General features: G+C 43.3%; 25 protein-coding genes and 1 other annotated feature. Of the genes, 24 read left to right on the top strand and 1 reads right to left on the bottom strand.

The window, feature by feature from the left end; genetic code table 11:
- Positions 1 to 46 precede the first annotated feature (46 nt).
- From cymR to mtnN, 15 genes are all read left to right on the top strand, one after another.
- Positions 47 to 466, top strand: a complete 420-nt coding sequence (cymR, locus tag R2B77_RS01190; protein ID WP_203246829.1) for a cysteine metabolism transcriptional regulator CymR — start codon at positions 47 to 49, stop codon at positions 464 to 466.
- 17 nt (positions 467 to 483) lie between these two features.
- Entirely contained in the window at positions 484 to 1632 is a 1149-nt protein-coding gene (locus R2B77_RS01185; RefSeq protein WP_203246830.1) for a cysteine desulfurase family protein, read from the top strand.
- 26 nt (positions 1633 to 1658) lie between these two features.
- The gene (gene mnmA, locus R2B77_RS01180; protein WP_203246831.1) at positions 1659 to 2780 is read left to right on the top strand and encodes a tRNA 2-thiouridine(34) synthase MnmA; all 1122 of its coding nucleotides are present in this window, start codon (positions 1659 to 1661) and stop codon (positions 2778 to 2780) included.
- A gap of 13 nt (positions 2781 to 2793) precedes the next feature.
- Positions 2794 to 3459 (top strand): tetratricopeptide repeat protein, encoded by a 666-nt coding sequence (locus R2B77_RS01175; protein ID WP_203246832.1) that lies wholly within the window; start codon positions 2794 to 2796, stop codon positions 3457 to 3459.
- 12 nt (positions 3460 to 3471) lie between these two features.
- Positions 3472 to 5907, top strand: coding sequence for an SF1B family DNA helicase RecD2 (recD2, locus tag R2B77_RS01170; protein ID WP_322555618.1), 2436 nt, complete (start codon positions 3472 to 3474; stop codon positions 5905 to 5907).
- Positions 5908 to 5948: 41 nt separating this feature from the next.
- Positions 5949 to 6156 (top strand) — a binding site (T-box leader).
- A 125-nt stretch (positions 6157 to 6281) separates the two neighbouring features.
- The gene (gene alaS / locus R2B77_RS01165) at positions 6282 to 8915 is read left to right on the top strand and encodes an alanine--tRNA ligase (RefSeq protein ID WP_203246834.1); all 2634 of its coding nucleotides are present in this window, start codon (positions 6282 to 6284) and stop codon (positions 8913 to 8915) included.
- A gap of 99 nt (positions 8916 to 9014) precedes the next feature.
- Positions 9015 to 9287 (top strand): IreB family regulatory phosphoprotein, encoded by a 273-nt coding sequence (locus R2B77_RS01160; protein WP_203246835.1) that lies wholly within the window; start codon positions 9015 to 9017, stop codon positions 9285 to 9287.
- Entirely contained in the window at positions 9284 to 9700 is a 417-nt protein-coding gene (ruvX, locus tag R2B77_RS01155) for a Holliday junction resolvase RuvX (protein ID WP_203246836.1), read from the top strand. The genes R2B77_RS01160 and ruvX overlap by 4 nt, the downstream gene beginning before the upstream one ends.
- Positions 9701 to 9713: 13 nt before the next feature.
- The gene (locus R2B77_RS01150; protein ID WP_203246837.1) at positions 9714 to 10010 is read left to right on the top strand and encodes a DUF1292 domain-containing protein; all 297 of its coding nucleotides are present in this window, start codon (positions 9714 to 9716) and stop codon (positions 10008 to 10010) included.
- A gap of 105 nt (positions 10011 to 10115) precedes the next feature.
- A complete protein-coding gene (gene mltG / locus R2B77_RS01145; RefSeq protein ID WP_203246838.1) occupies positions 10116 to 11240 on the top strand; it encodes an endolytic transglycosylase MltG in 1125 nt (374 codons plus the stop codon).
- A gap of 10 nt (positions 11241 to 11250) precedes the next feature.
- Positions 11251 to 11895, top strand: a complete 645-nt coding sequence (locus R2B77_RS01140) for an O-methyltransferase (RefSeq protein WP_203246839.1) — start codon at positions 11251 to 11253, stop codon at positions 11893 to 11895.
- Positions 11896 to 11921: 26 nt separating this feature from the next.
- Positions 11922 to 12560: a uridine kinase gene (gene udk, locus R2B77_RS01135; protein WP_203246840.1), complete on the top strand. Its 639-nt coding sequence runs from the start codon at positions 11922 to 11924 to the stop codon at positions 12558 to 12560.
- Between the two features lie 102 nt (positions 12561 to 12662).
- Entirely contained in the window at positions 12663 to 13139 is a 477-nt protein-coding gene (greA, locus tag R2B77_RS01130) for a transcription elongation factor GreA (protein WP_203246841.1), read from the top strand.
- A 120-nt stretch (positions 13140 to 13259) separates the two neighbouring features.
- The gene (locus tag R2B77_RS01125) at positions 13260 to 13985 is read left to right on the top strand and encodes a YrrS family protein (RefSeq protein WP_203246842.1); all 726 of its coding nucleotides are present in this window, start codon (positions 13260 to 13262) and stop codon (positions 13983 to 13985) included.
- Between the two features lie 36 nt (positions 13986 to 14021).
- Positions 14022 to 14714: a 5'-methylthioadenosine/S-adenosylhomocysteine nucleosidase gene (gene mtnN, locus R2B77_RS01120; protein WP_203246843.1), complete on the top strand. Its 693-nt coding sequence runs from the start codon at positions 14022 to 14024 to the stop codon at positions 14712 to 14714.
- A gap of 229 nt (positions 14715 to 14943) precedes the next feature.
- Here the strand turns inward: mtnN and sigK are convergent, their stop codons facing one another.
- Positions 14944 to 15645, bottom strand: coding sequence for an RNA polymerase sporulation sigma factor SigK (gene sigK / locus R2B77_RS01115; protein WP_212391257.1), 702 nt, complete (start codon positions 15643 to 15645; stop codon positions 14944 to 14946).
- A gap of 204 nt (positions 15646 to 15849) precedes the next feature.
- On the opposite strand from sigK, the gene R2B77_RS01110 reads away from it, so the two are divergent.
- The 9 genes from R2B77_RS01110 to R2B77_RS01070 all read left to right on the top strand — a co-directional run bounded on the left by R2B77_RS01110 (position 15850) and on the right by R2B77_RS01070 (position 21676).
- A complete protein-coding gene (locus R2B77_RS01110) occupies positions 15850 to 16365 on the top strand; it encodes a YqeG family HAD IIIA-type phosphatase (RefSeq protein WP_203246844.1) in 516 nt (171 codons plus the stop codon).
- A gap of 2 nt (positions 16366 to 16367) precedes the next feature.
- Positions 16368 to 17468 carry a ribosome biogenesis GTPase YqeH gene (gene yqeH / locus R2B77_RS01105; protein WP_203246845.1) on the top strand — a complete coding sequence of 367 codons (1101 nt, stop codon included), beginning with the start codon at positions 16368 to 16370 and terminating at the stop codon, positions 17466 to 17468.
- A 12-nt stretch (positions 17469 to 17480) separates the two neighbouring features.
- A complete protein-coding gene (aroE, locus tag R2B77_RS01100; protein WP_203246846.1) occupies positions 17481 to 18308 on the top strand; it encodes a shikimate dehydrogenase in 828 nt (275 codons plus the stop codon).
- A 3-nt stretch (positions 18309 to 18311) separates the two neighbouring features.
- Positions 18312 to 18602 carry a ribosome assembly RNA-binding protein YhbY gene (yhbY, locus tag R2B77_RS01095; protein ID WP_203246847.1) on the top strand — a complete coding sequence of 97 codons (291 nt, stop codon included), beginning with the start codon at positions 18312 to 18314 and terminating at the stop codon, positions 18600 to 18602.
- Positions 18603 to 18612: 10 nt separating this feature from the next.
- On the top strand, positions 18613 to 19182 hold the full coding sequence (locus tag R2B77_RS01090; RefSeq protein WP_203246848.1) for a nicotinate-nucleotide adenylyltransferase: 570 nt from the start codon (positions 18613 to 18615) through the stop codon (positions 19180 to 19182).
- Positions 19172 to 19762 (top strand): bis(5'-nucleosyl)-tetraphosphatase (symmetrical) YqeK, encoded by a 591-nt coding sequence (gene yqeK / locus R2B77_RS01085; RefSeq protein ID WP_203246849.1) that lies wholly within the window; start codon positions 19172 to 19174, stop codon positions 19760 to 19762. The genes R2B77_RS01090 and yqeK overlap by 11 nt, the downstream gene beginning before the upstream one ends.
- 102 nt (positions 19763 to 19864) lie before the next feature.
- Positions 19865 to 20212: a ribosome silencing factor gene (gene rsfS / locus R2B77_RS01080; RefSeq protein ID WP_203246850.1), complete on the top strand. Its 348-nt coding sequence runs from the start codon at positions 19865 to 19867 to the stop codon at positions 20210 to 20212.
- On the top strand, positions 20209 to 20949 hold the full coding sequence (locus R2B77_RS01075; RefSeq protein ID WP_203246851.1) for a class I SAM-dependent DNA methyltransferase: 741 nt from the start codon (positions 20209 to 20211) through the stop codon (positions 20947 to 20949). The genes rsfS and R2B77_RS01075 overlap by 4 nt, the downstream gene beginning before the upstream one ends.
- Before the next feature lie 19 nt (positions 20950 to 20968).
- Positions 20969 to 21676: a helix-hairpin-helix domain-containing protein gene (locus R2B77_RS01070; RefSeq protein WP_232843431.1), complete on the top strand. Its 708-nt coding sequence runs from the start codon at positions 20969 to 20971 to the stop codon at positions 21674 to 21676.
- The last annotated feature ends 41 nt before the right edge of the window (positions 21677 to 21717 follow it).

The raw sequence follows: 21717 nt of genomic DNA, 5'->3' as shown, positions 1-21717 counted from the left end.
CTATACTATTTTGAAGTAATCGTAAGAAAAGGACGGGGTTTAATAGATGAAGATTTCGACAAAGGGACGCTACGGATTGACGATTGTTGTAGAACTTGGCCGCAAGTACGGAGAGGGGCCTGTGCCACTACGAAAAATTGCAGAGGAGCAGGAGTTATCTGAGGCCTATTTGGAGCAACTTATTCCGCCACTTCGCAATAGCGGCATCGTGAAAAGTGTTCGTGGAGCATATGGCGGTTATATGCTTGCAAAGCAACCGACCGAAATTACGGCAGGAGATGTGATTCGTATACTCGAAGGCCCAATCCAGGTTGTCGAAGGGCTTGAAGAAACTGATATTCCACAACAAGCGCTTTGGCAGCGTATTGGAGATGCTGTACGCGGTGTGCTCGATACGACAACGATTCAAAACTTAATGGAAGTAGACAAGGCATCGAATCAAGATAGTTATATGTTCTATATTTAAAGGGGTTTTCAATTATTATGACAACAATTTACTTAGACCATGCGGCGACGACGCCAGTCCATCCGGCTGTCAGCGCAACGCAACATAAATTGCTACAAACGATTTTTGGCAATCCTTCGAGTATCCATAGCTATGGTAGGGAAGCACGGAAATGGTTAGATAACGCAAGGAAAACGCTGGCGCAGTCGATTCATGCAGAACCAACGGAAATCATTTTTACATCCGGCGGTACAGAGGCGGATAATACGGCTATTTTCGGTACGGCTTTGGCGATGAAAGACAAAGGGAACCATATTATCACGACGACAATTGAACATCATGCCGTGTTAAATCCATGCAAGCAACTAGAAATACTTGGATACGATGTGACATATTTAGAAGTGGATCGCAATGGACAAATTACTGTAGAGCAAGTGAAAAACGCTTTGACAGATCGAACGATTTTGGTTTCTGTTATGTATGGCAATAACGAGGTAGGAACTATTCAACCAATCCGTGAAATTGGTGAATTGCTAAAAGATCACCAAGCGAAATTTCATACAGATGCTGTCCAAGCATATGGGCTTATTGCATTGGATGTGAATGAACTTGGTGTCGATTTATTATCCGTTTCTGCCCATAAATTGAATGGACCTAAAGGGATTGGTTTCTTGTATCAGCGCAAGGGGGCCGATCCGACACCTCTATTATTCGGTGGAGAACAAGAACGCAAGAGGCGTGCCGGTACAGAAAATATTCCGGCAATCGTTGCATTTGCAGAAGCGGTGTCGATTGCTGGACAGGAAATGAAGCAAAATACCAACAATTATAAAGGATACACAAATATTTTAACGACCTTATTTGATGAACAAAATGTATCTTATAAGGTGAATGTTGCTGCCGATGTAGAAAGGTTGCCACATGTATTTAATATCAGCTTCCCAGGAACAGATATCGAATCGCTACTCGTTAATCTTGATATAGCAGGCATTGCTGTGTCGAGTGGCTCGGCATGTACGGCAGGGTCACTCGATCCATCGCATGTCCTGACAGCAATGTTTGGAGCAGGCTCGCCGGAGCTACGAAATTCAGTACGCTTCAGCTTTGGTCTTGGTTTGGATGAAGAAAGTGTGGAAAAAGCTGCAGAAATTACAGCAGAAATTGTTAAAAGACTTGTGAACAGTTGAATAAAGATAAAAAAGGATGAAAACATATGAGAACAGCAAAAGCACCAGCGGATACACGCGTCGTCGTCGGCATGTCAGGCGGTGTCGACTCATCCGTTGCAGCGTTATTATTAAAAGAGCAAGGTTATGACGTCATCGGCATCTTCATGAAAAATTGGGATGATACGGATGAATTTGGCGTTTGTACAGCAACAGAAGATTATGAAGATGTCATCAGTGTGTGCAATGAAATCGGTATTCCGTATTACGCGGTAAATTTTGAAAAACAATATTGGGACAAAGTATTTACTTATTTCTTAGAAGAATATAAAGCGGGCCGTACACCAAACCCAGATGTCATGTGTAATAAAGAAATTAAATTTAAAGCATTTCTTGAACATGCGATGAGCTTAGGCGCAGATTATTTGGCGACTGGGCACTATGCACAAGTCGTTGAAGTAGAAGGCGGCGTGTCAATGCTACGTGGGAAAGATGAAAATAAAGATCAAACGTATTTCCTCAATCAGCTATCGCAGGAGCAACTGCAAAAAGTCATGTTCCCAATCGGGCATATGGATAAAAGTCTGGTACGTGAAAAAGCAGTTGAAGCAGGGCTTACAACTGCGACGAAAAAGGATTCTACAGGTATTTGTTTTATTGGTGAACGCAATTTCAAGGAATTCCTCGGTCAGTATTTACCAGCGCAGCCTGGCGATATGAAGACAATGGAAGGTGAAGTCGTCGGACGTCATGATGGGTTAATGTATTATACAATCGGTCAGCGTCACGGTTTAGGTATCGGTGGAGCAGGTGACCCGTGGTTTGTCTTCGGTAAAGATTTAGCATCGAATGTGCTGCTGGTCGGCCAAAACTTCCATAATGAAGCATTGTTTTCAGACAGCTTGACGGCGATTGACGTTGGTTTTTCAACAGTGCGCGAGCTACCAACTACATTCAGCTGTACTGCGAAATTCCGTTACCGTCAGCCTGATACGAACGTGACAGTTGAGCTAACTGGCGATGGCACAGCTGTCGTTACATTTGCACAACCAGTCCGTGCGATTACACCAGGACAAGCGGTTGTTTTCTATGATGGGGACGAGTGTCTTGGTGGCGGAACAATTGACACAGTCATTAAAAACGGTAAGCAACTTGAGTATGTTGGATAAGGGGAATTTGAATATGAATTACAACGAAATCGGTATTACTGCACTCCAAGATGGGGCATATGAAAAAGCGGTTGAATCGTTTGTCAAAGCGATTGAGCTAGAGCCTGAAAATGCGGTTGGCTATATTAATTTAGGGAATGTTTTTGCCTCACTTGGTGACGCTGAAAAAGCAGAACCTTTTTTCCAAAAGGCAATTACCTTTGATGCAGAGGCGGGTACGGCTTTTTACGGTCTCGCCAATCTTTATTACAATAAAGAGCGCTACGAGGAAGCGGCTAAATTATACGAAACGGCAGTCCGCCATGGCGTGCAAGAGGCGGATGCTTATTTCATGCTTGGCAAAAGTTTGGAACGTTCAGGCACTGACAAACTAGCATTGCCTTATTTACAACGCGCAGCTGAATTAGCGCCCGATGATCTCGAAATTCGCTTATCGTATGGCATTGTGCTTGCTAATATGGAGCTATTTACAGAGGCGGCAGTCGAATTCCGTTTCATTCTCGAGCAGGATGCAGACAATGCGGATGCTCACTATAATTTAGGCTTTTTATATGCAGTTTCGACAGAACAGAAAACTGATGCACTAATGCATCTGGAAAAGGCGTTTACAATCGATCCTGAGCATGTCCAAGCGCGTTATATTTTCGACATGATTCAACAAGGTGAAAACGGAAAGTAAGGGGTGGCGGTGGTGGAAGGACACAATGAGGCAACAAAAACAAATGAGATATTTTTAATAGGTCGCCCAGTTGTGACCATCTTCCATAACCCTGATAACCTTTTTACGATTGTCAAATTGAAGGTGCGGGAGACGAACAGCGGCTATGAGGACAGGGAAATCATCGTCAAAGGGAGCTTTCCACAGTTAACACCTGACGAGGACTACAAATTTACAGGAAAACTTGTCAATCACCCGACATATGGTGCGCAATTCGATGTTCAGACATTCGCGAAGGAAATGCCAGCGACAGAAACGGGACTCATTCATTATTTGTCGGGGGATTTATTTCCAGGTATCGGAATGAAAACAGCTCAAACGATTGTCAAAAAACTTGGCAAGGATGCCATTAAGAAAATTTTAGATGACCCATCTGTCCTCGATGTTGTTCCAAGATTATCTGACGACAAGAAAGAAACGCTAGTCTCAGTCCTTGCGCAAAATATGGGTCTCGAACGGACGATTATCCAGTTAAATGAATGGGGATTCGGTCCGCAAATTGCGATGCGTATCTATCAAACGTATCGTGAGGAGGCAATTACGCAGCTTTCAGAAAATCCATATCGACTCATTGAAGAAGTAGAAGGGGTCGGTTTTCAACGTGCTGATGAACTAGGAAAAAACCTTGGTATAACGGGTGACAACCCTGCGAGAATAAAGGCTGCTATTCTTCATGCGATGAATCAAGCAGTACAATCAGCTGGACATGTTTTTCTTGGGGCGGAAGCTATTTTACCAGATGTTAAGCGTCTTCTTGAAATGAGTCAGCCTATCGATATTCCGTTTGCTTCAATTTCCCAGTCGATAATTGAACTAGTTGAAGAAGGTAAGCTAGCAGCTGAAGGTCGCAGATTATACATTCCGTCCCTTTATTTTTCTGAAATCGGTATTGCGGCAAAAATAGAGCGCATTATGCAGAATGATACGACCGATCAGTTTCCTGTGTCAGAAATAAGAAAAGCTGTTGGAGAAGTGGAAGAACGGCTCGGTGTGAACTATGCAGAAACCCAGGTGGCAGCGATTGAGACGGCACTTCATTCCCCCGCAATGATCTTAACGGGAGGACCGGGAACTGGGAAAACGACCGTTATTCGGGGGCTCGTAGAAGTGTACGCCGAGCTACATGGCTTGTCGCTGGATCCAAAGGAATACGCTAAAAAACAAGAACCGTTTCCGATTGTGTTAGCAGCACCAACAGGACGGGCGGCAAAGCGGATGTCTGAGTCGACGGGTTTACCAGCGATGACAATTCACCGTTTGCTTGGCTTTAATGGGCTTGAAAAGGAAGAAGAGACAGACCGGGAAGTTAAGGGGCGTCTCATTATCATTGATGAAATGTCAATGGTGGACACCTGGCTAGCCCATCAACTGCTAAAAGCGCTTGCCGATGATGTTCAATTGTTATTTGTAGGTGATCAGGACCAGTTACCACCGGTCGGACCAGGGCAAGTGCTAAGAGATATGCTGGAGTCGAATAAAGTGCCGGTCGTTGAACTAACTGAAATTTATCGCCAAAGTGCGGGTTCAACAATTATTGAAATGGCACATATGATTAAACGCTCCGAATGGTCGGCTGATATAACGCAAAAGACATCCGATCGATCGTTCATTAAAGCAGGTGCAGATCGGATTCTTGAAGTCGTCGAACAAGTGGTGAAAAATGCCATTGCCAAAGGTCATCATATTAAAGACATACAAGTTCTTGCGCCGATGTATAAAGGACCAGCTGGTATTGATGGGTTGAACAAAATGATTCAAGAAATGGTCAATCCACCGGGACCTGAGCGCAAGGAAGTCGTTTTTGGCGAAGCCATTTACCGCATCGGTGATAAAGTGCTTCAACTTGTCAATCAACCTGAAAGTAACGTTTTCAACGGTGATATGGGGGAGGTCATCTCCATCATCAAAGCGAAAGAGACGATTGATAAGAAAGAATTACTTGTAGTGTCGTATGATGGTATTGAAGTGACTTACGAACGCAATGATTTAAATCAAATTACACTGGCATATTGCTGTTCCATTCATAAATCGCAAGGCAGCGAATTTCCAATCGTCATCATGCCTGTTGTTCGTAGCCAACGGAAGATGTTACGTCGTAATTTACTATACACAGGTATTACACGTGCGAAAAACTTCCTCATCCTATGCGGAGAGCCAGAAGAATTTAAAGCTGGAATTCATCGGACGGATGAATTAGAAAGACAGACAACGTTAAAAGAGCGTTTGAATGGCGATGTTGTCGTATCAGAAAGTGAAGTCGTATCTGAACAACAGCCCGAATCACAGGTAGAGGCAGATGCCAAGCAACGGACAGTCTATGAGCTGACGATGGCGACGTTCATCACAATCGATCCGATGATTGGGATGCAAGGTGTTACACCTTACGACTATCTTGAAACTTCTGATTGACATTCATCATAAAATTTTCTATAATCAAGCCAATCATCATACGAAATACGTCGACGGAGAAAGTACATATGTTTACTCGTCCAGCAAGAAGCCCCTTGGCTGAAAGGGCTTTCGAAACAGCATGTCGAAAAGCTACTCCTGAGTGCAGCTCATCCCTGCCGTCCGCCGCGTTAAGGCAACCAGAGATGCCGAATGCAATTCATTCGGTAATTAGGGTGGTACCGCGAGACTAACATCTTCGTCCCTTGTTTTAGGGGCGGGGATTTTTTTATGTTTACGCGCCCGCAGGATGCGGGTGTGCGGCTATTGCGACAGGAAGTCGCGCACTTAAGCCGCCTTCCATGCATCTTTTCAAATCATAAGGAGGAATCATCATGAAAAATCTAACAACATCACAAATTCGTACACTGTTCCTAGAATACTTCAAAGAACAAGGTCACAGCATCGAACCATCAGCGCCCCTCGTCCCGATTGACGACGCATCACTGCTATGGATTAACAGTGGTGTCGCAACACTGAAAAAGTATTTTGATGGACGTGTTGTGCCAGCAAATCCACGTATCGTCAATGCGCAAAAATCAATCCGTACAAACGATATTGAAAATGTCGGTAAAACGGCGCGTCACCATACGTTCTTTGAAATGCTTGGCAACTTTTCTATTGGTGATTATTTCAAAGAACAAGCCATTCTTCACGCATGGGAATTTCTCACTGATGACAAGTGGATTGGCTTTGATCCGGAATTACTATCGATTACGATTCACCCGGAGGACGAAGAGGCATACGCGATATGGCGCGATAAAGTTGGAATTTCAGAGCATCGAATTATTCGTTTAGAAGGGAACTTCTGGGATATTGGAGAGGGGCCAAGTGGTCCAAACTCTGAAATTTTCTATGACCGAGGGCCAACATACGGTGATGATTTTTCTGACCCTGAATTGTATCCGGGCGGGGAAAACGAACGTTATCTCGAAATTTGGAACTTAGTGTTCTCTGAATTCAACCATAATCCAGACAACACATACACACCACTACCGAAAAAGAATATTGATACGGGCATGGGACTCGAGCGTATGGCATCCGTTATCCAAAACGTTCCAACAAATTTCGACATTGATATTTTCCAGCCGATTATTCGGGCGACGGAACAAGTTTCTGGCGGAAAATATGGCGACAACGAGGAACAAGATACAGCGTTCAAAGTGATTGCTGACCATATTCGCACAGTTGCTTTTGCTATCGGAGACGGAGCATTGCCATCCAATGAAGGTCGTGGTTATGTCCTAAGAAGATTACTGCGCAGAGCCGTTCGTTTTGCTAAACAACTAGGCATTCACAAGCCATTCATGTATGACCTTGTCCCAGTTGTTGGTGAAGTGATGAAAGACTTCTATCCAGAAGTAGATGAAAAGCAGGTCTTCATCATGAAAGTCATTAAAAATGAGGAAGAGCGTTTCCATGAAACATTGAATGAAGGATTAGCAATTTTGACTGGAGTTATCGACAAGGCGAAATCGTCCGGTACTGCTGTTATTGCAGGGGCAGATGCTTTCCGTCTCTATGACACATATGGCTTCCCGTTTGAATTAACAGAGGAGTTCGCTGAAGAAGCAAACGTTACAGTGGATCGTATTGGCTTCGATGCGGAAATGGACAACCAGCGCAAACGTGCGCGTGCAGCCCGTCAAGATGTCGATTCCATGCATGTTCAGTCAGGTGTACTTGGAGAAATTCATCAGACAAGTGAATTTATCGGCTATGACACGCTTGAGTGCCAAGCGACAGTCGTTTCATTGCTACAAAATGGTGCTTTAGTAGATCGTGCATCTGAAGGCGATGAGATCCAGTTTATCTTAGATTGTACGCCGTTCTATGCAGAAAGCGGTGGACAAGTAGCGGACAAAGGAACAATTAGTGGCGATACATTCGTTGCAGACGTCAAGGATGTTCAAAAAGCACCAAACGGTCAGAACCTGCACACGGCAACGATTCGTTCGGGTGAATTGTTAACAGGGGCAACTGTTCACGCCGAAGTCGATCAAGAAGCAAGAAAATTGACGATACGCAATCACACGGCGACGCATTTGCTTCATAAAGCTTTGAAAGAAGTGTTAGGTGAGCATGTCAATCAGGCAGGTTCTTATGTTGGTCCAGATCGACTGCGTTTTGACTTTTCACATTTTGGTCAAGTGACGAAAGAAGAATTGGAGACAATTGAACAGATTGTCAACGAGAAAATCTGGCAGGATATTACGGTGAATATTGCACAAAAACCAATTGCAGAAGCGAAAGAAATGGGTGCAATGGCACTCTTCGGAGAAAAATACGGAGACGTCGTTCGGGTAGTGTCGGTAGGCGATTATTCGCTTGAGCTATGTGGGGGCTGTCATGTTGCATCTACGTCAGTAATCGGTTTGTTCAAATTAGTGTCCGAGGGCGGAATCGGAGCGGGCACACGCCGTATTGAAGCGTTGACAGGGCAGCAGGCGTATCGTTCATTTAAAGAAGAGGAAGCGGTACTTGTCAGTGCAGCAAGTCTGGTGAAATCAAATCCTAAAGACCTGGTGACAAAAATTGGTGCAGTACTTGCAGATATGAAAGAGCTACAGCGTGACAATGAGTCACTTTCCGCGAAGCTAGGGAACAGTCAACTTTCAGACGTATTAGCAGCAGCGCAGCAAATTGGTGATGTCTCGGTTATCTCTGCACGTGTCGATGTGAAAGATAATAATGGGTTGCGTCAAATGATGGATGAGATGAAACAAAAGCAATCGAAAGCAGTCATCGTCCTCGGTGCCGCAGTTGATGGGAAAGTAATGCTGGTGGCAGGAGTGACGGATGATTTGAAGGCAGGGAACTATCATGCGGGTCAAATCGTCAATCATGTTGCAACGCAATGTGATGGTAAGGGTGGCGGTCGTCCAGATATGGCGATGGCTGGAGCGAAAGACGCATCAAAACTTGATGAAGCGCTCCAATCCGTGTATGATTATGTCAAATCGGTTTAAGTCCTCAGTGTCGTTGATGAGGAGAAGCAAATCGGGTATAATGAAAACTTGAATACTATCCGATTCGTAAACGGATGATCTGAAAGCGGGGTGTCGATCATGGATTCATACGATAAGACGATGAAATTCAGCTTTCCCGAAGAGTCGATGGAGCAGGAAGTAAAGCAGGTCATGCTCCATGTGCACAAGGCACTAGATGATAAGGGATATAATCCAATCAACCAGATTGTTGGCTATCTTCTATCGGGCGATCCAGCGTATATACCACGTCATGAGGAAGCACGTAATTTAATTCGGAAATTGGAACGAGACGAGATTTTAGAAGAACTTGTTAAGTTTTATATCCGTGAAAACGGAGGAAAACCGGATTGAGGACAATGGGATTGGATGTAGGGACCAAAACGGTCGGCGTTGCGATCAGTGATGCTCTTGGGTGGACAGCCCAGGGCATTGAAACGATAAAGATCGATGAAAGTGCCGGCCAGTTTGGCATGGAAAGAATCCAAGAGCTCGTTAAAGAATACGATGTAACTGGATTTGTAGTAGGCTACCCTAAAAATATGAATAACACAGTTGGACCAAGAGGAGAAGCATCTGAGAACTATGCAAGTCTGCTAACAGAAACTTTTGGTTTTCCCGCTATATTATGGGACGAGCGACTGACGACGATGGCTGCAGAGCGTGTATTAATAGATGCTGATGTGAGTCGTAAAAAAAGAAAGACTGTTATTGATAAAATGGCAGCAATCATGATCCTACAAGGGTATCTTGATTCAAAAAATTGAAGAGGTGATTGGAATGGAACACGGACAAGAAACAATGACGATTGTGGACGAAAATGGAGTTGAACATGTATGTGAGGTTATTTTCACATTTGATTCCGAAGAGTTTGGTAAATCATACGTGCTTTATCATATTTTAGGAGAAGATGATACTGATGACGATGAAGAAGTTGAAATTCATGCATCTTCTTTCATCCCTTCTGAAGACAATGAAGATGGCGAATTGATGCCAATCGAAGATGACGCAGAATGGGAAATGATTGAAGAAATGCTGAATACGTTCCTAGCAGAAGAGGACGAAGACGAAGAATAATCCATAAGTGCACGGACGGGACGGTGCAGACCGTTCCGTTTTTGTATGGGGTCAATTGATAAGGGGCTGATGATCGTTGCTCCGATTGAAAGAGGTGGATTGCGTATGGATAATGGTTCGAAAAAAGATGTTATGCTCGAACGAATGCGTGAGAAGAAGAAAGAAGTAAAAATCGTTAGACGAATTGTACTTGTCATTACACTCTTGGTACTCATTGTCGGACTGATTGGTGGACGTTCTGTTTATAAATACATAACAGGTGCATTGCAGCCGGTTGATCCAGATTCTGAGGAAGTTATTGTGGTGGAAATTCCGATTGGTTCAGGTTTGGACACGATTTCTGCTAAATTGGCTGAAAACGGCATTATTAAGGATGCACGAATCTTTAAGTATTATGCAAAATTCAATAATGAGTCACAATTTCAAGCAGGTACGTATGATTTGACGAAGGCAATGACGTTGGATGAATTGATTGAAAGCTTAAAGACAGGCAGAGTATATCGGGAGCCTGTATTTACAATGACGGTACCGGAAGGGTTAACTTTACAGCAAATTGCGGCAGTTGTTGAAAAGCGGACTGGGATTTCGGAGAAAGAATTTCTAGATTACGTCAATGATGAAACGACAATTAATATGCTGATGGGAAAATATTCGACCATTTTAACGGAGGATATCAAAGCGGAAAATATTAAATATCCTCTTGAGGGGTATTTATTCCCAGCGACCTATCCTTTCTACGAAGAAAAACCAACTGTCGCAACGGTTGTTGATACAATGATACAGGCTACTGCCACAAACATTACTCCTTACCTAGATTATTTACAGAATGAAGAGAAATCAGTCCACTGGCTGCTGACATTTGCTTCCTTATTGGAGGAAGAGGCGACAGCAAAATCGGATCGAGAAACGATTGCGAGCGTATTTTATAATCGCTTGAAGATTGATATGCCACTACAGACGGATCCAACTGTTCTGTATGCATTAGGGAAGCATAAGGATCGCGTGCTCTATGAAGATTTAGAAGTACAAGATCCGTACAATACGTATGTTAATAAAGGCCTGCCACCCGGACCAATTGCAGGAGCAGGGAAGTCATCACTTGAGGCGGTTATCGATCCTTCGCAAACGGATTATTTATTTTTCCTGGCGGATAAGGAAGGTACAAATCATTTTACTGATTCATACGAAGAACATTTGAAAAACCGGGATTTATATTTATCCGGAGATTGAGAGGAATAGCATGACGAAGTACGCGGCATATGTAGCCAATTTTAACAAGCAGCAAGGCCCTTTTGTCGTTGAAATGGAACACTATGCGGCGACACATCATGTGCCAATTATGGATCGAGACGGTATGGCGTTATTTATTAGCCTATTACGTTTGCAAAAGCCTCGACGTATTCTTGAACTAGGTAGTGCCATTGGCTATTCCGCTATTCGCATCGCGGAGGCACTGCCTGAAGCTTCAATTGTGACCGTTGAACGCGACAAGGAAAGATATTTGAAAGCGGTCGACTATATTTCGCGCAGTGGACTAGAAGAACGGATTACAATTATTGAAGCAGATGCGTTACTAACAGAAGAACCGATTATCTTTCAGCAAACTTTCGACGCATTGTTCATAGATGCTGCCAAAGGACAATACAAGCGCTTTTTTGAAAAATATGCACCGACAATTGCGGTGGGTGGCGTTATTTATTGCGATAATATGTTCATGCATGGTGCGATATTGTATGACGAGCACGAAATTCCGAGGCGTAATCGAACAATGATTCGGAACCTAAAAGAATTTACTGCATGGATTATGGCTCATCCGGATTATGAATCCTCTTTGCTGGCTGTGGGAGACGGGCTATTAATCGCAGTAAAAAAGAACAATAGCTAAACATTTGATGTAAGGGGAAGTTAGGCATGAAATCCAGAAAACCTCTCGTCATCGGCATCGCCGGTGGTTCGGGATCCGGGAAAACAAGCGTTACACATTCGATCTATGACGTATTTAAAGAGCATTCTGTCGTAGTCATCGAACAAGATTATTATTATAAGGACCAGTCTCACCTAGCGTTTGAAGAACGACTTGAAACGAATTATGACCACCCGCTGGCGTTTGACACTGATTTGTTAATAAGTCATGTAGAAGTGCTACTTAATCGGAAGTCGATAGAAAAACCAGTTTATAATTATTCCTTACACACACGATCTGATGAAACGGTACACATCGAGCCGCAGGATGTCATCATTCTTGAGGGGATTTTAGTATTGGAGGATATGCGTTTACGTGAGTTGATGGATATTAAGTTATTCGTTGATACTGATGCAGATTTACGCATTATTCGCCGCATTATGCGAGATATTAACGAGCGCGGTCGCACAATCGAATCGGTCATCGATCAGTATTTGTCCGTCGTTCGTCCAATGCATAACCAATTCATAGAACCAACGAAGAGATATGCAGATATTATCATCCCGGAAGGCGGGCATAATGAAGTTGCAATTGACTTAATGGTTACAAAAATAAAAACAATTCTTGAATCTGGAACGAAACTGTAATATGATGATGACAGAATTCTATACAGATGAACACTATGTCGCATACCTATTACAGGAGTGGCATAGTATTTTTATGAAGAGGAATATGAGGAGTGTTGTGAAATGATTACAGAAAAGAAGTTTCCAATGACTGTAGCAGGTAAGCAAAAATTAGAAGAAGAGCTTGAATTTTTGAAAACGGTTAAACGTAAGGAAATCGTTGAGCGTATTAAAATTGCACGTAGTTACGGTGACCTTTCGGAGAACTCGGAATACGATTCGGCTAAAGAAGATCAAGGTTTTCTAGAGGGTAAAATTTCAACGTTAGAATCAATGATACGAAATTCAGTTATTATCACTGAAGACGAATTGAACACTGATGAAGTACGACTCGGGAAAACGGTTACATTTAAAGAGCTACCTAATGGCGATGAAGAAACATACACTATCGTTGGTTCTGCTGAGGCGAATCCAATTGAAGGTCTTATTTCAAACGATTCACCGATTGCCAAAGCTTTGATTGGCCGTCGTAAAGATGATGAAGTGAAAATTACAACTCCTGGTGGAGAAATGTTGGTTGTCATTCTTAAAATAAAATGAGTGCTCAATAACCACCTTCATAATTGAGGGTGGTTTTTAACATTTGCAAGGACTACCAATTTACCTTAGAATCGTTTATATCGTAATTGCCAACAACATGGATAGGGAGGATGGAGGGGCATGACTAAAAGGGAGCCTGATTTTTCAAGAGCGGGGCGTAACAGAAATCGAAGAGGTTCAAGTATGATGTTGAACATATTGATTGGAGTCGTTGTCTTACTCATTATCATTGTGGCTGCGATAATATTTATTGGTGGTAATGATGATGAAAAAGTGAGTAACGATGAATTGATTACAACGGATGGTGTTGACAACCCGTCTGATGAAGCGACAAGTCCAATTCCTGAGGATGAGAATACATCTAAAGAAGAAGACGAAGTCACGGATGAACCGGTAGAAGAGGATAGCGCGTCTGAATCGACTACTAAACAGCCAGAAGCAAGTGCAGAGCCCGATCCTGAGGAAAATGAGAAGGACGACGGTGCAAGCACGGGAGGCTCCGTAACTTACGTTACATCAGATGATGAAATTATTGAGGAGACCATTATTAATGCAGCCTGGCAACCTATCGGTACAATCCAGACAGGTGAGCATGCATCGCAGTATGACAAGGCGTCCGTTGACTGGGTAGAAAAGCAACAGGCACTTGCGTATGCGACTGGATTATCCCAAGACTCCATGATTTTTTGGATGATTAAAAATGGCGGAGGACCTCAGAAATCTGTGGGGATTGTGTCAACCAAGGATAAAGCCGAAAAATATCGTGTCTATTTAGAGTGGGTGGACGGTAAAGGCTGGAAACCTGTCAAGATGGATGTATTGAAAACATTGGATTTTGATTATTAAGCATTAAAGGCTAAGAAAATGATCGGAGGTTATGGTTTGAAAATCGCAGTGATCGGTGCAATGGAAGAAGAAGTAGAATTATTACGAGAAGAGATTAGTGCGGGGCAGGCAACAACTGTGGCAGGCTGTGAACTGATTGAAGGTCAAATTGGCGAGCATACGGTAATTCTCGTGAAAAGTGGCATTGGCAAAGTAAATGCGGCAATGGCTACAACATTGCTATTAAATAATTTTAAGCCAGATATTGTATTGAATACAGGGTCAGCAGGCGGATTTCTAGAAACGCTTGAAGTGGGGACTGTCGTGATATCTGATGGAGTTCGTCATCATGATGTCGATGTTACTGCTTTCGGCTATGAACCTGGTCAAGTACCAGGGCAGCCAGCGGAGTACCGTTCAGACGAAAAACTAATTGAGGTAGCGCGTGCAGCTGTTGAGGAGATTGGAAAATATCCACATGCGACAGGATTGATTGCTTCTGGTGATACGTTCATGAGTAACGCGGAGCATGTTGACAAGGTGCGGGGGCAATTTCCAACGATGATTGCTGCGGAGATGGAAGCGGCGGCTGTTGCACAGGTTTGTCACCAGTTTGGTACACCGTTTGTTGTCATTCGTGCGCTATCTGATATCGCAGGAAAAGAATCATCTATTAGCTTTGATGAGTTTCTGCCAATTGCTGCTCGTCATTCAACCGATATTGTTTTAAAGGCTATCTCGAAACTATGATCATTTCGTGGTAAGATAGGAATAAGCGTAGTTATTTAGTTTTGAATCAAGGAGGGATTTCGCATGTTATTTCTAATGGTAGGTGTATTTATCGCGTCAACAGTCATTGCGGTAGTTATTGGCCGCGAGGTTCGTGCCGACTGAGTAATTAATTGCGCTATGGCGTAATGACGTAAAGAAGAGGCGTTTCCTATGCTGGGATCACCCCCGCATGGAAACGCCTCTTTACCTATTCATTATATTCATGCTTAAATAACTGATACAATTTAACGATTGCGCGTTTCTCGATGCGCGAAACATAGCTTCTGGATATATCGAGCTGTTCTGCAATTTCTTTTTGTGTCATCGGTTGGTCATCGAGCAAACCGTAGCGCCTTTGAATGATTTCGAGCTCTCGACCATCTAGCTTTCCAAGATGGCGATACAAACGTTCTTTCCGTTCTTTGTATTCTACTGCTTCAACTGGGGTTTCATCATCTGTTTGAAGCAAATCTGCAATTTGCAGTGATTGACCGTCTTTATCCATGCCGATTGGATCGAAGAGGGAAACGTCCTTTTGAACTTTTTTCTGCGTGCGCAAATACATGAGTATTTCATTTTCAATACAGCGGGCAGCATACGTAGCTAGTTTTGTTTTTCGGTCTGGTGTGAAGCTGTTGACAGCTTTCATGAGTCCAATGGTTCCAATGGAGATATAATCATCAAGTAACTCGTGTTTTGGATGGAATTTTTTTACGATGTGGGCAACGAGGCGCATATTGCGTTCAATCAGTTCGTCTCTAGCGTCTTCATCGCCTTCAGCGAGGCGCTGTAGACATGCCGCTTCTTCTTCCTTCGAAAGGGGACGCTGAAAAGCCTGCCCCCGAATATAGCCGATCACTGCAGGAATTTCGAGCCACAGCTGAACAATTGCCATGACAAACCCGCTCATCGGGCCACCTCCTGTGTCGTTGTATGACAGCATATGCGCTCGGGTCCTGCCATATCACCGATTTTTTAGTCGGACAGGCGATACAGGATGTCCGCATTTTACGGATAGACACTGAATGCCCTATGCTTTTGTTCGACAATACGTGTAATGCAGGCGATTATGTTATAATCATTTCAGAAACAGTACGATATCGGAGTGGATCATGTGTATACAAATTTTTTACCGGATGAATATGTCAAAAATGTTTTTCAAATACGACCTGAAAAACTAGTGGCCAGGGGCGTTAAAGGCATTATTACGGATCTAGACAATACGCTTGTCGAATGGGACCGACCAGGGGCGACCGCTGAAATCATTGAGTGGTTGGCATCTATGAAAGAGGTTGGCATTCAAGTGATGATTGTTTCAAATAACAATAATGCACGGGTCAAAGCATTTTGTGATCCGCTAGGTATACCATTCATCTGTGAAGCTCGTAAACCATTGCGAAAGTCTTTTCATAAAGCATTGGAAACATTAGCGATTCAGAAAGAGCAGGCGGTTTTCATTGGTGATCAGATGATGACTGATATTTTAGGTGGTAACAGGGCAGGGTTACATACAATCCTCGTTATACCAGTTGCTAGCTCTGACGGCTTTTTTACAAAGTTTAACAGGATGATGGAAAGAAGAATTATGGCTAATTTGAAGCGTAAAGGCTTGTTAAAGTGGGAGGAATAAGTTTGGAAGAAATTAAATGTATTGGTTGCGGAATTACGATTCAGACCGACAATCCGAAATTAGAAGGGTATGCTCCCCCGGCATCGTTGGAAAAAGAGGATGTTATTTGCAAAAGATGTTTCCGACTTCGTAATTATAATGAGTTACAGCCGGTTACATTGTCAGGTGATGACTTTCTAAAAATCTTGAATGGTATTGGCCAAAAAGATGGTCTAGTTGTTAAAGTCGTTGATATCTTTGATTTTAATGGTAGCTGGATCAACGGATTGCACCGTTTTGTTGGTAAAAAAGATATATTATTAATCGGCAATAAAGCAGATATTTTACCGAAGTCATTGAATCCAAATCGTTTGACTAACTGGATGAAGACAGAGGCAGCGAAGCTTGGCTTGAAACCGATTGACGTCTTACTCGTTTCTGCTCACACAGGAAAAGGGATGGAAGAGGCGCTAACAGCAATCGATACGCATCGTCATGGCAAAGATGTCTATGTGGTAGGCTGTACGAATGTCGGGAAATCAACGTTCATTAATCGGATTATTAAGAGTGCAACGGGCATCGGTGAAGTTATTACAACTTCTCATTTCCCAGGAACAACACTGGATCTAGTTGAAATCCCACTCGATGATGGAAAGGCAATTTACGATACGCCAGGCATTATTAATGATCATCAGATTGCCCATTATTTGGATGCGGAAGATTTGAAAGCAATCACGCCTAAAAAAGAAATTAAACCGAAAGTATTCCAATTGAATCCGGAACAGACGCTATATATCGGTGGACTTGCCCGTTTTGATTTTATAGCAGGAGATCGCTCTTCCTTTTCGATTCACGTGTCCAATCATTTACCCATTCATCGGACGAAGTTAGCCAATGCAGATGCGTTGTATAAAGAGCATTTAGGTGAGCTATTATCGCCGCCATCTGGTGAATCATTAGAGAAGCTACCACCGTTAGTACGACATGAATTTTCCGTTAAAAAAGGAAAAATGGATTTGGTCATTTCGGGGCTTGGCTGGGTGACTATTCAGCATCCGGGCGTTGTTGTCGCCGTCCATGCACCACGTGGTGTTGACGTCGTACTGCGCCCATCCTTAATCTAAGGGGGACATACAATGAAGAAATGGTACGCCGTTATTGGGGACCCAGTTGCTCAGTCGATGTCTCCCGCCATGCACGATGCTTGGTTTGCTGACAATGATATCGACGCTACGTATGTCCCAATACATGTAACAACACAAGAGTTTGAACAAGTAATCGTCGGCTTGAAGCGCCTCGGCTGTAGTGGTTGGAATGCGACTGTACCGCATAAAAGTGCCATTATCCCATTTTTAAATGAGCTGGAACCGTCTGCTAAACTGATGGACGCCGTCAATACAGTGCAAGTTTTACCTGACGGTTCGCTAGTGGGCTCTAATACAGATGGGCTTGGTTTTGTTCGCTCACTGGAAGAAGCATATGGTACACAGTGTAAGGGAAAGAAGGTCCTGATGATTGGTGCCGGCGGAGCAGCTCGCGGTATCGCTTATGCGCTTCACAGCATGGGGTATGGACCGATTTCATTTACGAATCGAACAGTGGAAAAGGCCGAACAATTGGCAGCGGGCTTATCGAATTCCGCTGTGCTATCTATCGGAGAGGCAGAGTCTTCGCTGGCTGAATTTGGACTGATCGTTCAGACAACAACTGTCGGCATGAATTTTGCGCAACCAGGTATGCCACTAAATCCGAAAAATGTAGTAAATGGGGCTGTCGTTGCTGATATTATCTATAACCCGCTTGAGACAGAATTTCTTGCAGAGGCTCGTAAAAAAGGTGCTCAAACGATGAACGGTGTTGGCATGTTTGTTCACCAAGGTGCGCTTGCATTTGAAACATGGACAGGAGTCCAACCGAATACTGAACAAATGATTAAAAAAATAACAACAATTCTTGGAGGCTAACACATGTTAACAGGTAAACAAAAAAGATTTTTACGGAGCAATGCAAATCATTTACAACCGCTCGTTCATATAGGTAAAAGCGGTCTAACTCAATCAGTTATTGACCAAATTGATGAGGCGTTAGAAGCAAAAGAATTAATCAAAGTAACGATTTTACAAAATTGTGAGCAAGATAAAAATGAGATTGCTGCTTTGCTTGATGAACAAGTCGGCATTGAAGTTGTGCAAGTGATTGGTAGCATTATTGTATTATATAAAGAATCGAAAGAGAAAAAACGTATCGAACTGCCGTAAGGAGGACGCTATGAAAAAAGTTGGCATACTAGGAGGTACGTTCAACCCGCCTCATATTGGTCATTTGCTTATTGCAAACGAAGTGAAGCATGCACTTGGTCTTGATGAGGTTCGATTAATACCGACTGCGGCTCCACCTCATAAGGAGGCGCCTGGTGATGCTACTGCTAAGCAACGGCTTCACATGGCAGAACTTGCTGTGGCAGGTATAGATGGCTTGCTTGTTTCTTCGTTCGAAGTGGAACGGGGCGGGGTTTCTTATACGTATGATACGATGAAGCAGTTGACGGATCTTGAACCAGAGACCGATTTTCACTTTATTATCGGTGGTGATATGATTGATCTGTTGCCAGAATGGCATCGGATTGATGAGCTCGTCAGACTTGTTAAATTTGTTGGTGTTGGGCGACCTGGCACAATTGGTGAAACAAATTTTCCGATTATGACAATAACTATTCCACAGATTGATTTGTCGTCGACGTTAATTCGGCAACGTTTTGCCGATAATGGAACCGTTCAATTGTTAATCCCATCAATAGTCGAGGCGTTTATCCGTGAGGAGGGCTTATATGGCTGTTGATCATCTGAAAAAAGAACTCCGACAGCGACTGTCAAATGAGCGTTATGAACACGTTTTGCGTGTTGCAGAAACGGCAAAGTTACTTGCGAAAAAGTATCATATTTCGATTAACCAAGCAGAGCAGGCAGCATTGTTTCATGACATTGCCAAATGTATGGACAAGGCTGATTTACACCTCGCCCTCGAGCGAGGACATGAGGATGCTCGACTTTTTTCATTCCACCACGAATTATGGCATGCGCCAGTCGGTGCGATGATAGCGCGCGACGAATTTGCTGTAGTAGATGAGGATGTTTTGAATGCCATTCGTTTTCATACGACGGGACGCGCGGGTATGTCAATGCTTGAAAAACTGATATATGTAGCCGATATGATTGAACCAGGTCGTAGTTTTCCGGGAGTGGAAGTTTTACGACAACATGCTGAAGAAAGTCTTGATACAGCAATGGAGGCTTGTATTTACCAAACCGTGCAGTTTCTGGTGAGTAAAAAAGTTCCGGTCTTTCCGGACTCGATTGACTGTTACAACGAACATATTAAGAAAAGCGGAAGCGCCTCGAACAGCTCGCGAAGGAAATAGGGAAAGAACCAAAAGCCGCCTTTTGGCTTATGGATCTTTCATCTTTTCCACAGTGAGCTAGGCGCTGGAGACTAGACAAAAGAAGAAGGGAACAGTGACATAATGACAACTACATTACTAGCAACAGCCTATCAAGCAGTAGAAGATAAAAAAGGGGAAGACATCGTCGTTTTAAACATGGAAGGGGTATCGCTTATTGCGGACCAATTCATCATCTGCCATGCCAACTCAGAACGACAAGTCCAAGCTATAGCAAAAGAAGTAGCCGATAAGGCGTCAGAAAATGGTTATATAGTCAAAAGAATTGAAGGAATGGACCTAGCAAGATGGGTGCTCGTCGATCTTGGCGACGTTGTGGTTCATGTATTCCATCGCGATGAGCGTGGTTACTACAACCTTGAAAAGCTTTGGGGAGATGCTCCGTTGCTTGATATGGCTGAAGGAAAATGACTCAGTCCTATATTGAATTTGCCACTGTCTATGATGAGCTCATGACGGACATTCCCTATGATGCATACGTTGACCTACTTGACGAAGCTATGGGGGGAATTGCGGGTAAACGAGTGCTGGATATCGGATGTGGAACGGGATTATTATCCATGAAACTTGCGAAGCAAGGTGCCCAAGTCACAGGAATTGACCTTTCTGCCGATATGCTTGCAGTAGCAGAGGAACGGGCAAAGGCACTTTCCTTGCCCGTTCAATTTATCCAACAACCGATGCAACAGTTAAGTGGCTTCGAAGGATTTGATTTAGCTGTTATTGCAATAGATTCACTCAACTATTTGGCCTGCCAAACAGATGTACAAGCAACGTTTCAACATATTTATGCATCTCTTTCTGTAGGTGGGGCATTGGTATTTGACGTCCATTCTACGTTTAAAACAGATGTGATCTTCATGGAAGGTCCTTTTACGTTTGATGATGGTCGAATTGCATACATATGGGAAACGGAAGAGGGAGACCATCCTCACTCTGTTGATTCCGAACTCGCTTTTTTTGTTCAAAAAGCGAATGGTTTGTATAGCCGTTTTGATGAAGTACATAGCCAACGAACATTTGAAGTACATGAGTATGTGGACATGCTTATGGAAGCTGGTTTTTCAGTTGAGCGCATTTTTGCAGATTGGGAAGAAGAGCCACCGCATGAAGAAAGTGAACGAATATTTTTTCAAGTGCGTAAATAAGCCTGTGGAGCATTGATTTATGGAGTTCATTCCAATATACTGGAGTGGACTCCATATGGATGCTTCTGAAGAAAGGGTGAACGCACTGTTTCTTTCGTTTGTATCTAGTAAATGGCGTAAAATCATAACCCCAATTGCAGCCATCGCTGTCATTTCCGCTTTACTGTTCCTCCCCAAAGGACAGGCTGACAACAATTCGTTTGTCATGAGCGAACAAAACCCATTCCCTGAATTAATAGAGCAACCTAGCGAGGAAGAAATTGAAACAATTGAGGCCGTTGTTCCAGTAGTTATCATTGTTGATGTAAAAGGTGCCGTTTTGTATCCTGGTGTCTATTCAATGCAGCAAGAAGATCGTGTAATTGACGCAATCCGCGCAGCGGGTGGTTATTTACCAAATGCTGATTCTCGGTTGTTGAATCATGCGATGAAAGTAGTCGATGAATTAGTCATTTATGTACCCGTCGAAGGTGAGGAACCGCTCAATCACGCGACAAGTCCTTTAATTGGAACGGTTGCGCCGCAAGATGACGGAAAAATCAATATAAATACCGCGGATGCAGAGCAGTTGATGACGATACCGGGCATTGGTCCATCGAAAGCGGCAGCGATTATTCAATATCGAGAAGAGCAAGGGCTGTTTAAAATGCCCGAATCGTTAATGGATGTCTCGGGTATTGGCCAAAAAACATTCGAGAAGTTGGCGCCTTTGGTGACGGTGAACTGAAGTAGTATTGGAAATTGATAAAATGAAAAAAGTGGAGGCAA

It is taken from the genome of Sporosarcina beigongshangi, assembly GCF_033485195.1.
In the GTDB taxonomy this organism is placed as follows: Bacteria; Bacillota; Bacilli; order Bacillales_A; family Planococcaceae; genus Sporosarcina; species Sporosarcina beigongshangi.
The sequence above is the reverse complement of the archived record's forward strand: the minus strand, read 5'-3'. Positions and strand labels throughout refer to the sequence as shown.

What these genes read in the sequence shown, in the direction of transcription:
- yhbY (WP_203246847.1), top strand. Translation starts at nt 18,312, where the DNA reads ATGTTAACAGGTAAACAAAAAAGATTTTTACGGAGCAATGCAAATCAT.
- R2B77_RS01150 (WP_203246837.1), top strand. Translation starts at nt 9,714, where the DNA reads ATGGAACACGGACAAGAAACAATGACGATTGTGGACGAAAATGGAGTT.
- sigK (WP_212391257.1), bottom strand. Translation starts at nt 15,645, where the DNA reads ATGAGCGGGTTTGTCATGGCAATTGTTCAGCTGTGGCTCGAAATTCCT.
- udk (WP_203246840.1), top strand. Translation starts at nt 11,922, where the DNA reads ATGAAATCCAGAAAACCTCTCGTCATCGGCATCGCCGGTGGTTCGGGA.
- greA (WP_203246841.1), top strand. Translation starts at nt 12,663, where the DNA reads ATGATTACAGAAAAGAAGTTTCCAATGACTGTAGCAGGTAAGCAAAAA.
- R2B77_RS01175 (WP_203246832.1), top strand. Translation starts at nt 2,794, where the DNA reads ATGAATTACAACGAAATCGGTATTACTGCACTCCAAGATGGGGCATAT.
- R2B77_RS01090 (WP_203246848.1), top strand. Translation starts at nt 18,613, where the DNA reads ATGAAAAAAGTTGGCATACTAGGAGGTACGTTCAACCCGCCTCATATT.
- cymR (WP_203246829.1), top strand. Translation starts at nt 47, where the DNA reads ATGAAGATTTCGACAAAGGGACGCTACGGATTGACGATTGTTGTAGAA.
- rsfS (WP_203246850.1), top strand. Translation starts at nt 19,865, where the DNA reads ATGACAACTACATTACTAGCAACAGCCTATCAAGCAGTAGAAGATAAA.
- R2B77_RS01160 (WP_203246835.1), top strand. Translation starts at nt 9,015, where the DNA reads ATGGATTCATACGATAAGACGATGAAATTCAGCTTTCCCGAAGAGTCG.
- R2B77_RS01185 (WP_203246830.1), top strand. Translation starts at nt 484, where the DNA reads ATGACAACAATTTACTTAGACCATGCGGCGACGACGCCAGTCCATCCG.
- R2B77_RS01125 (WP_203246842.1), top strand. Translation starts at nt 13,260, where the DNA reads ATGACTAAAAGGGAGCCTGATTTTTCAAGAGCGGGGCGTAACAGAAAT.
- R2B77_RS01140 (WP_203246839.1), top strand. Translation starts at nt 11,251, where the DNA reads ATGACGAAGTACGCGGCATATGTAGCCAATTTTAACAAGCAGCAAGGC.
- R2B77_RS01070 (WP_232843431.1), top strand. Translation starts at nt 20,969, where the DNA reads ATGGAGTTCATTCCAATATACTGGAGTGGACTCCATATGGATGCTTCT.
- mnmA (WP_203246831.1), top strand. Translation starts at nt 1,659, where the DNA reads ATGAGAACAGCAAAAGCACCAGCGGATACACGCGTCGTCGTCGGCATG.
- aroE (WP_203246846.1), top strand. Translation starts at nt 17,481, where the DNA reads ATGAAGAAATGGTACGCCGTTATTGGGGACCCAGTTGCTCAGTCGATG.
- alaS (WP_203246834.1), top strand. Translation starts at nt 6,282, where the DNA reads ATGAAAAATCTAACAACATCACAAATTCGTACACTGTTCCTAGAATAC.
- mltG (WP_203246838.1), top strand. Translation starts at nt 10,116, where the DNA reads ATGGATAATGGTTCGAAAAAAGATGTTATGCTCGAACGAATGCGTGAG.
- R2B77_RS01075 (WP_203246851.1), top strand. Translation starts at nt 20,209, where the DNA reads ATGACTCAGTCCTATATTGAATTTGCCACTGTCTATGATGAGCTCATG.
- yqeK (WP_203246849.1), top strand. Translation starts at nt 19,172, where the DNA reads ATGGCTGTTGATCATCTGAAAAAAGAACTCCGACAGCGACTGTCAAAT.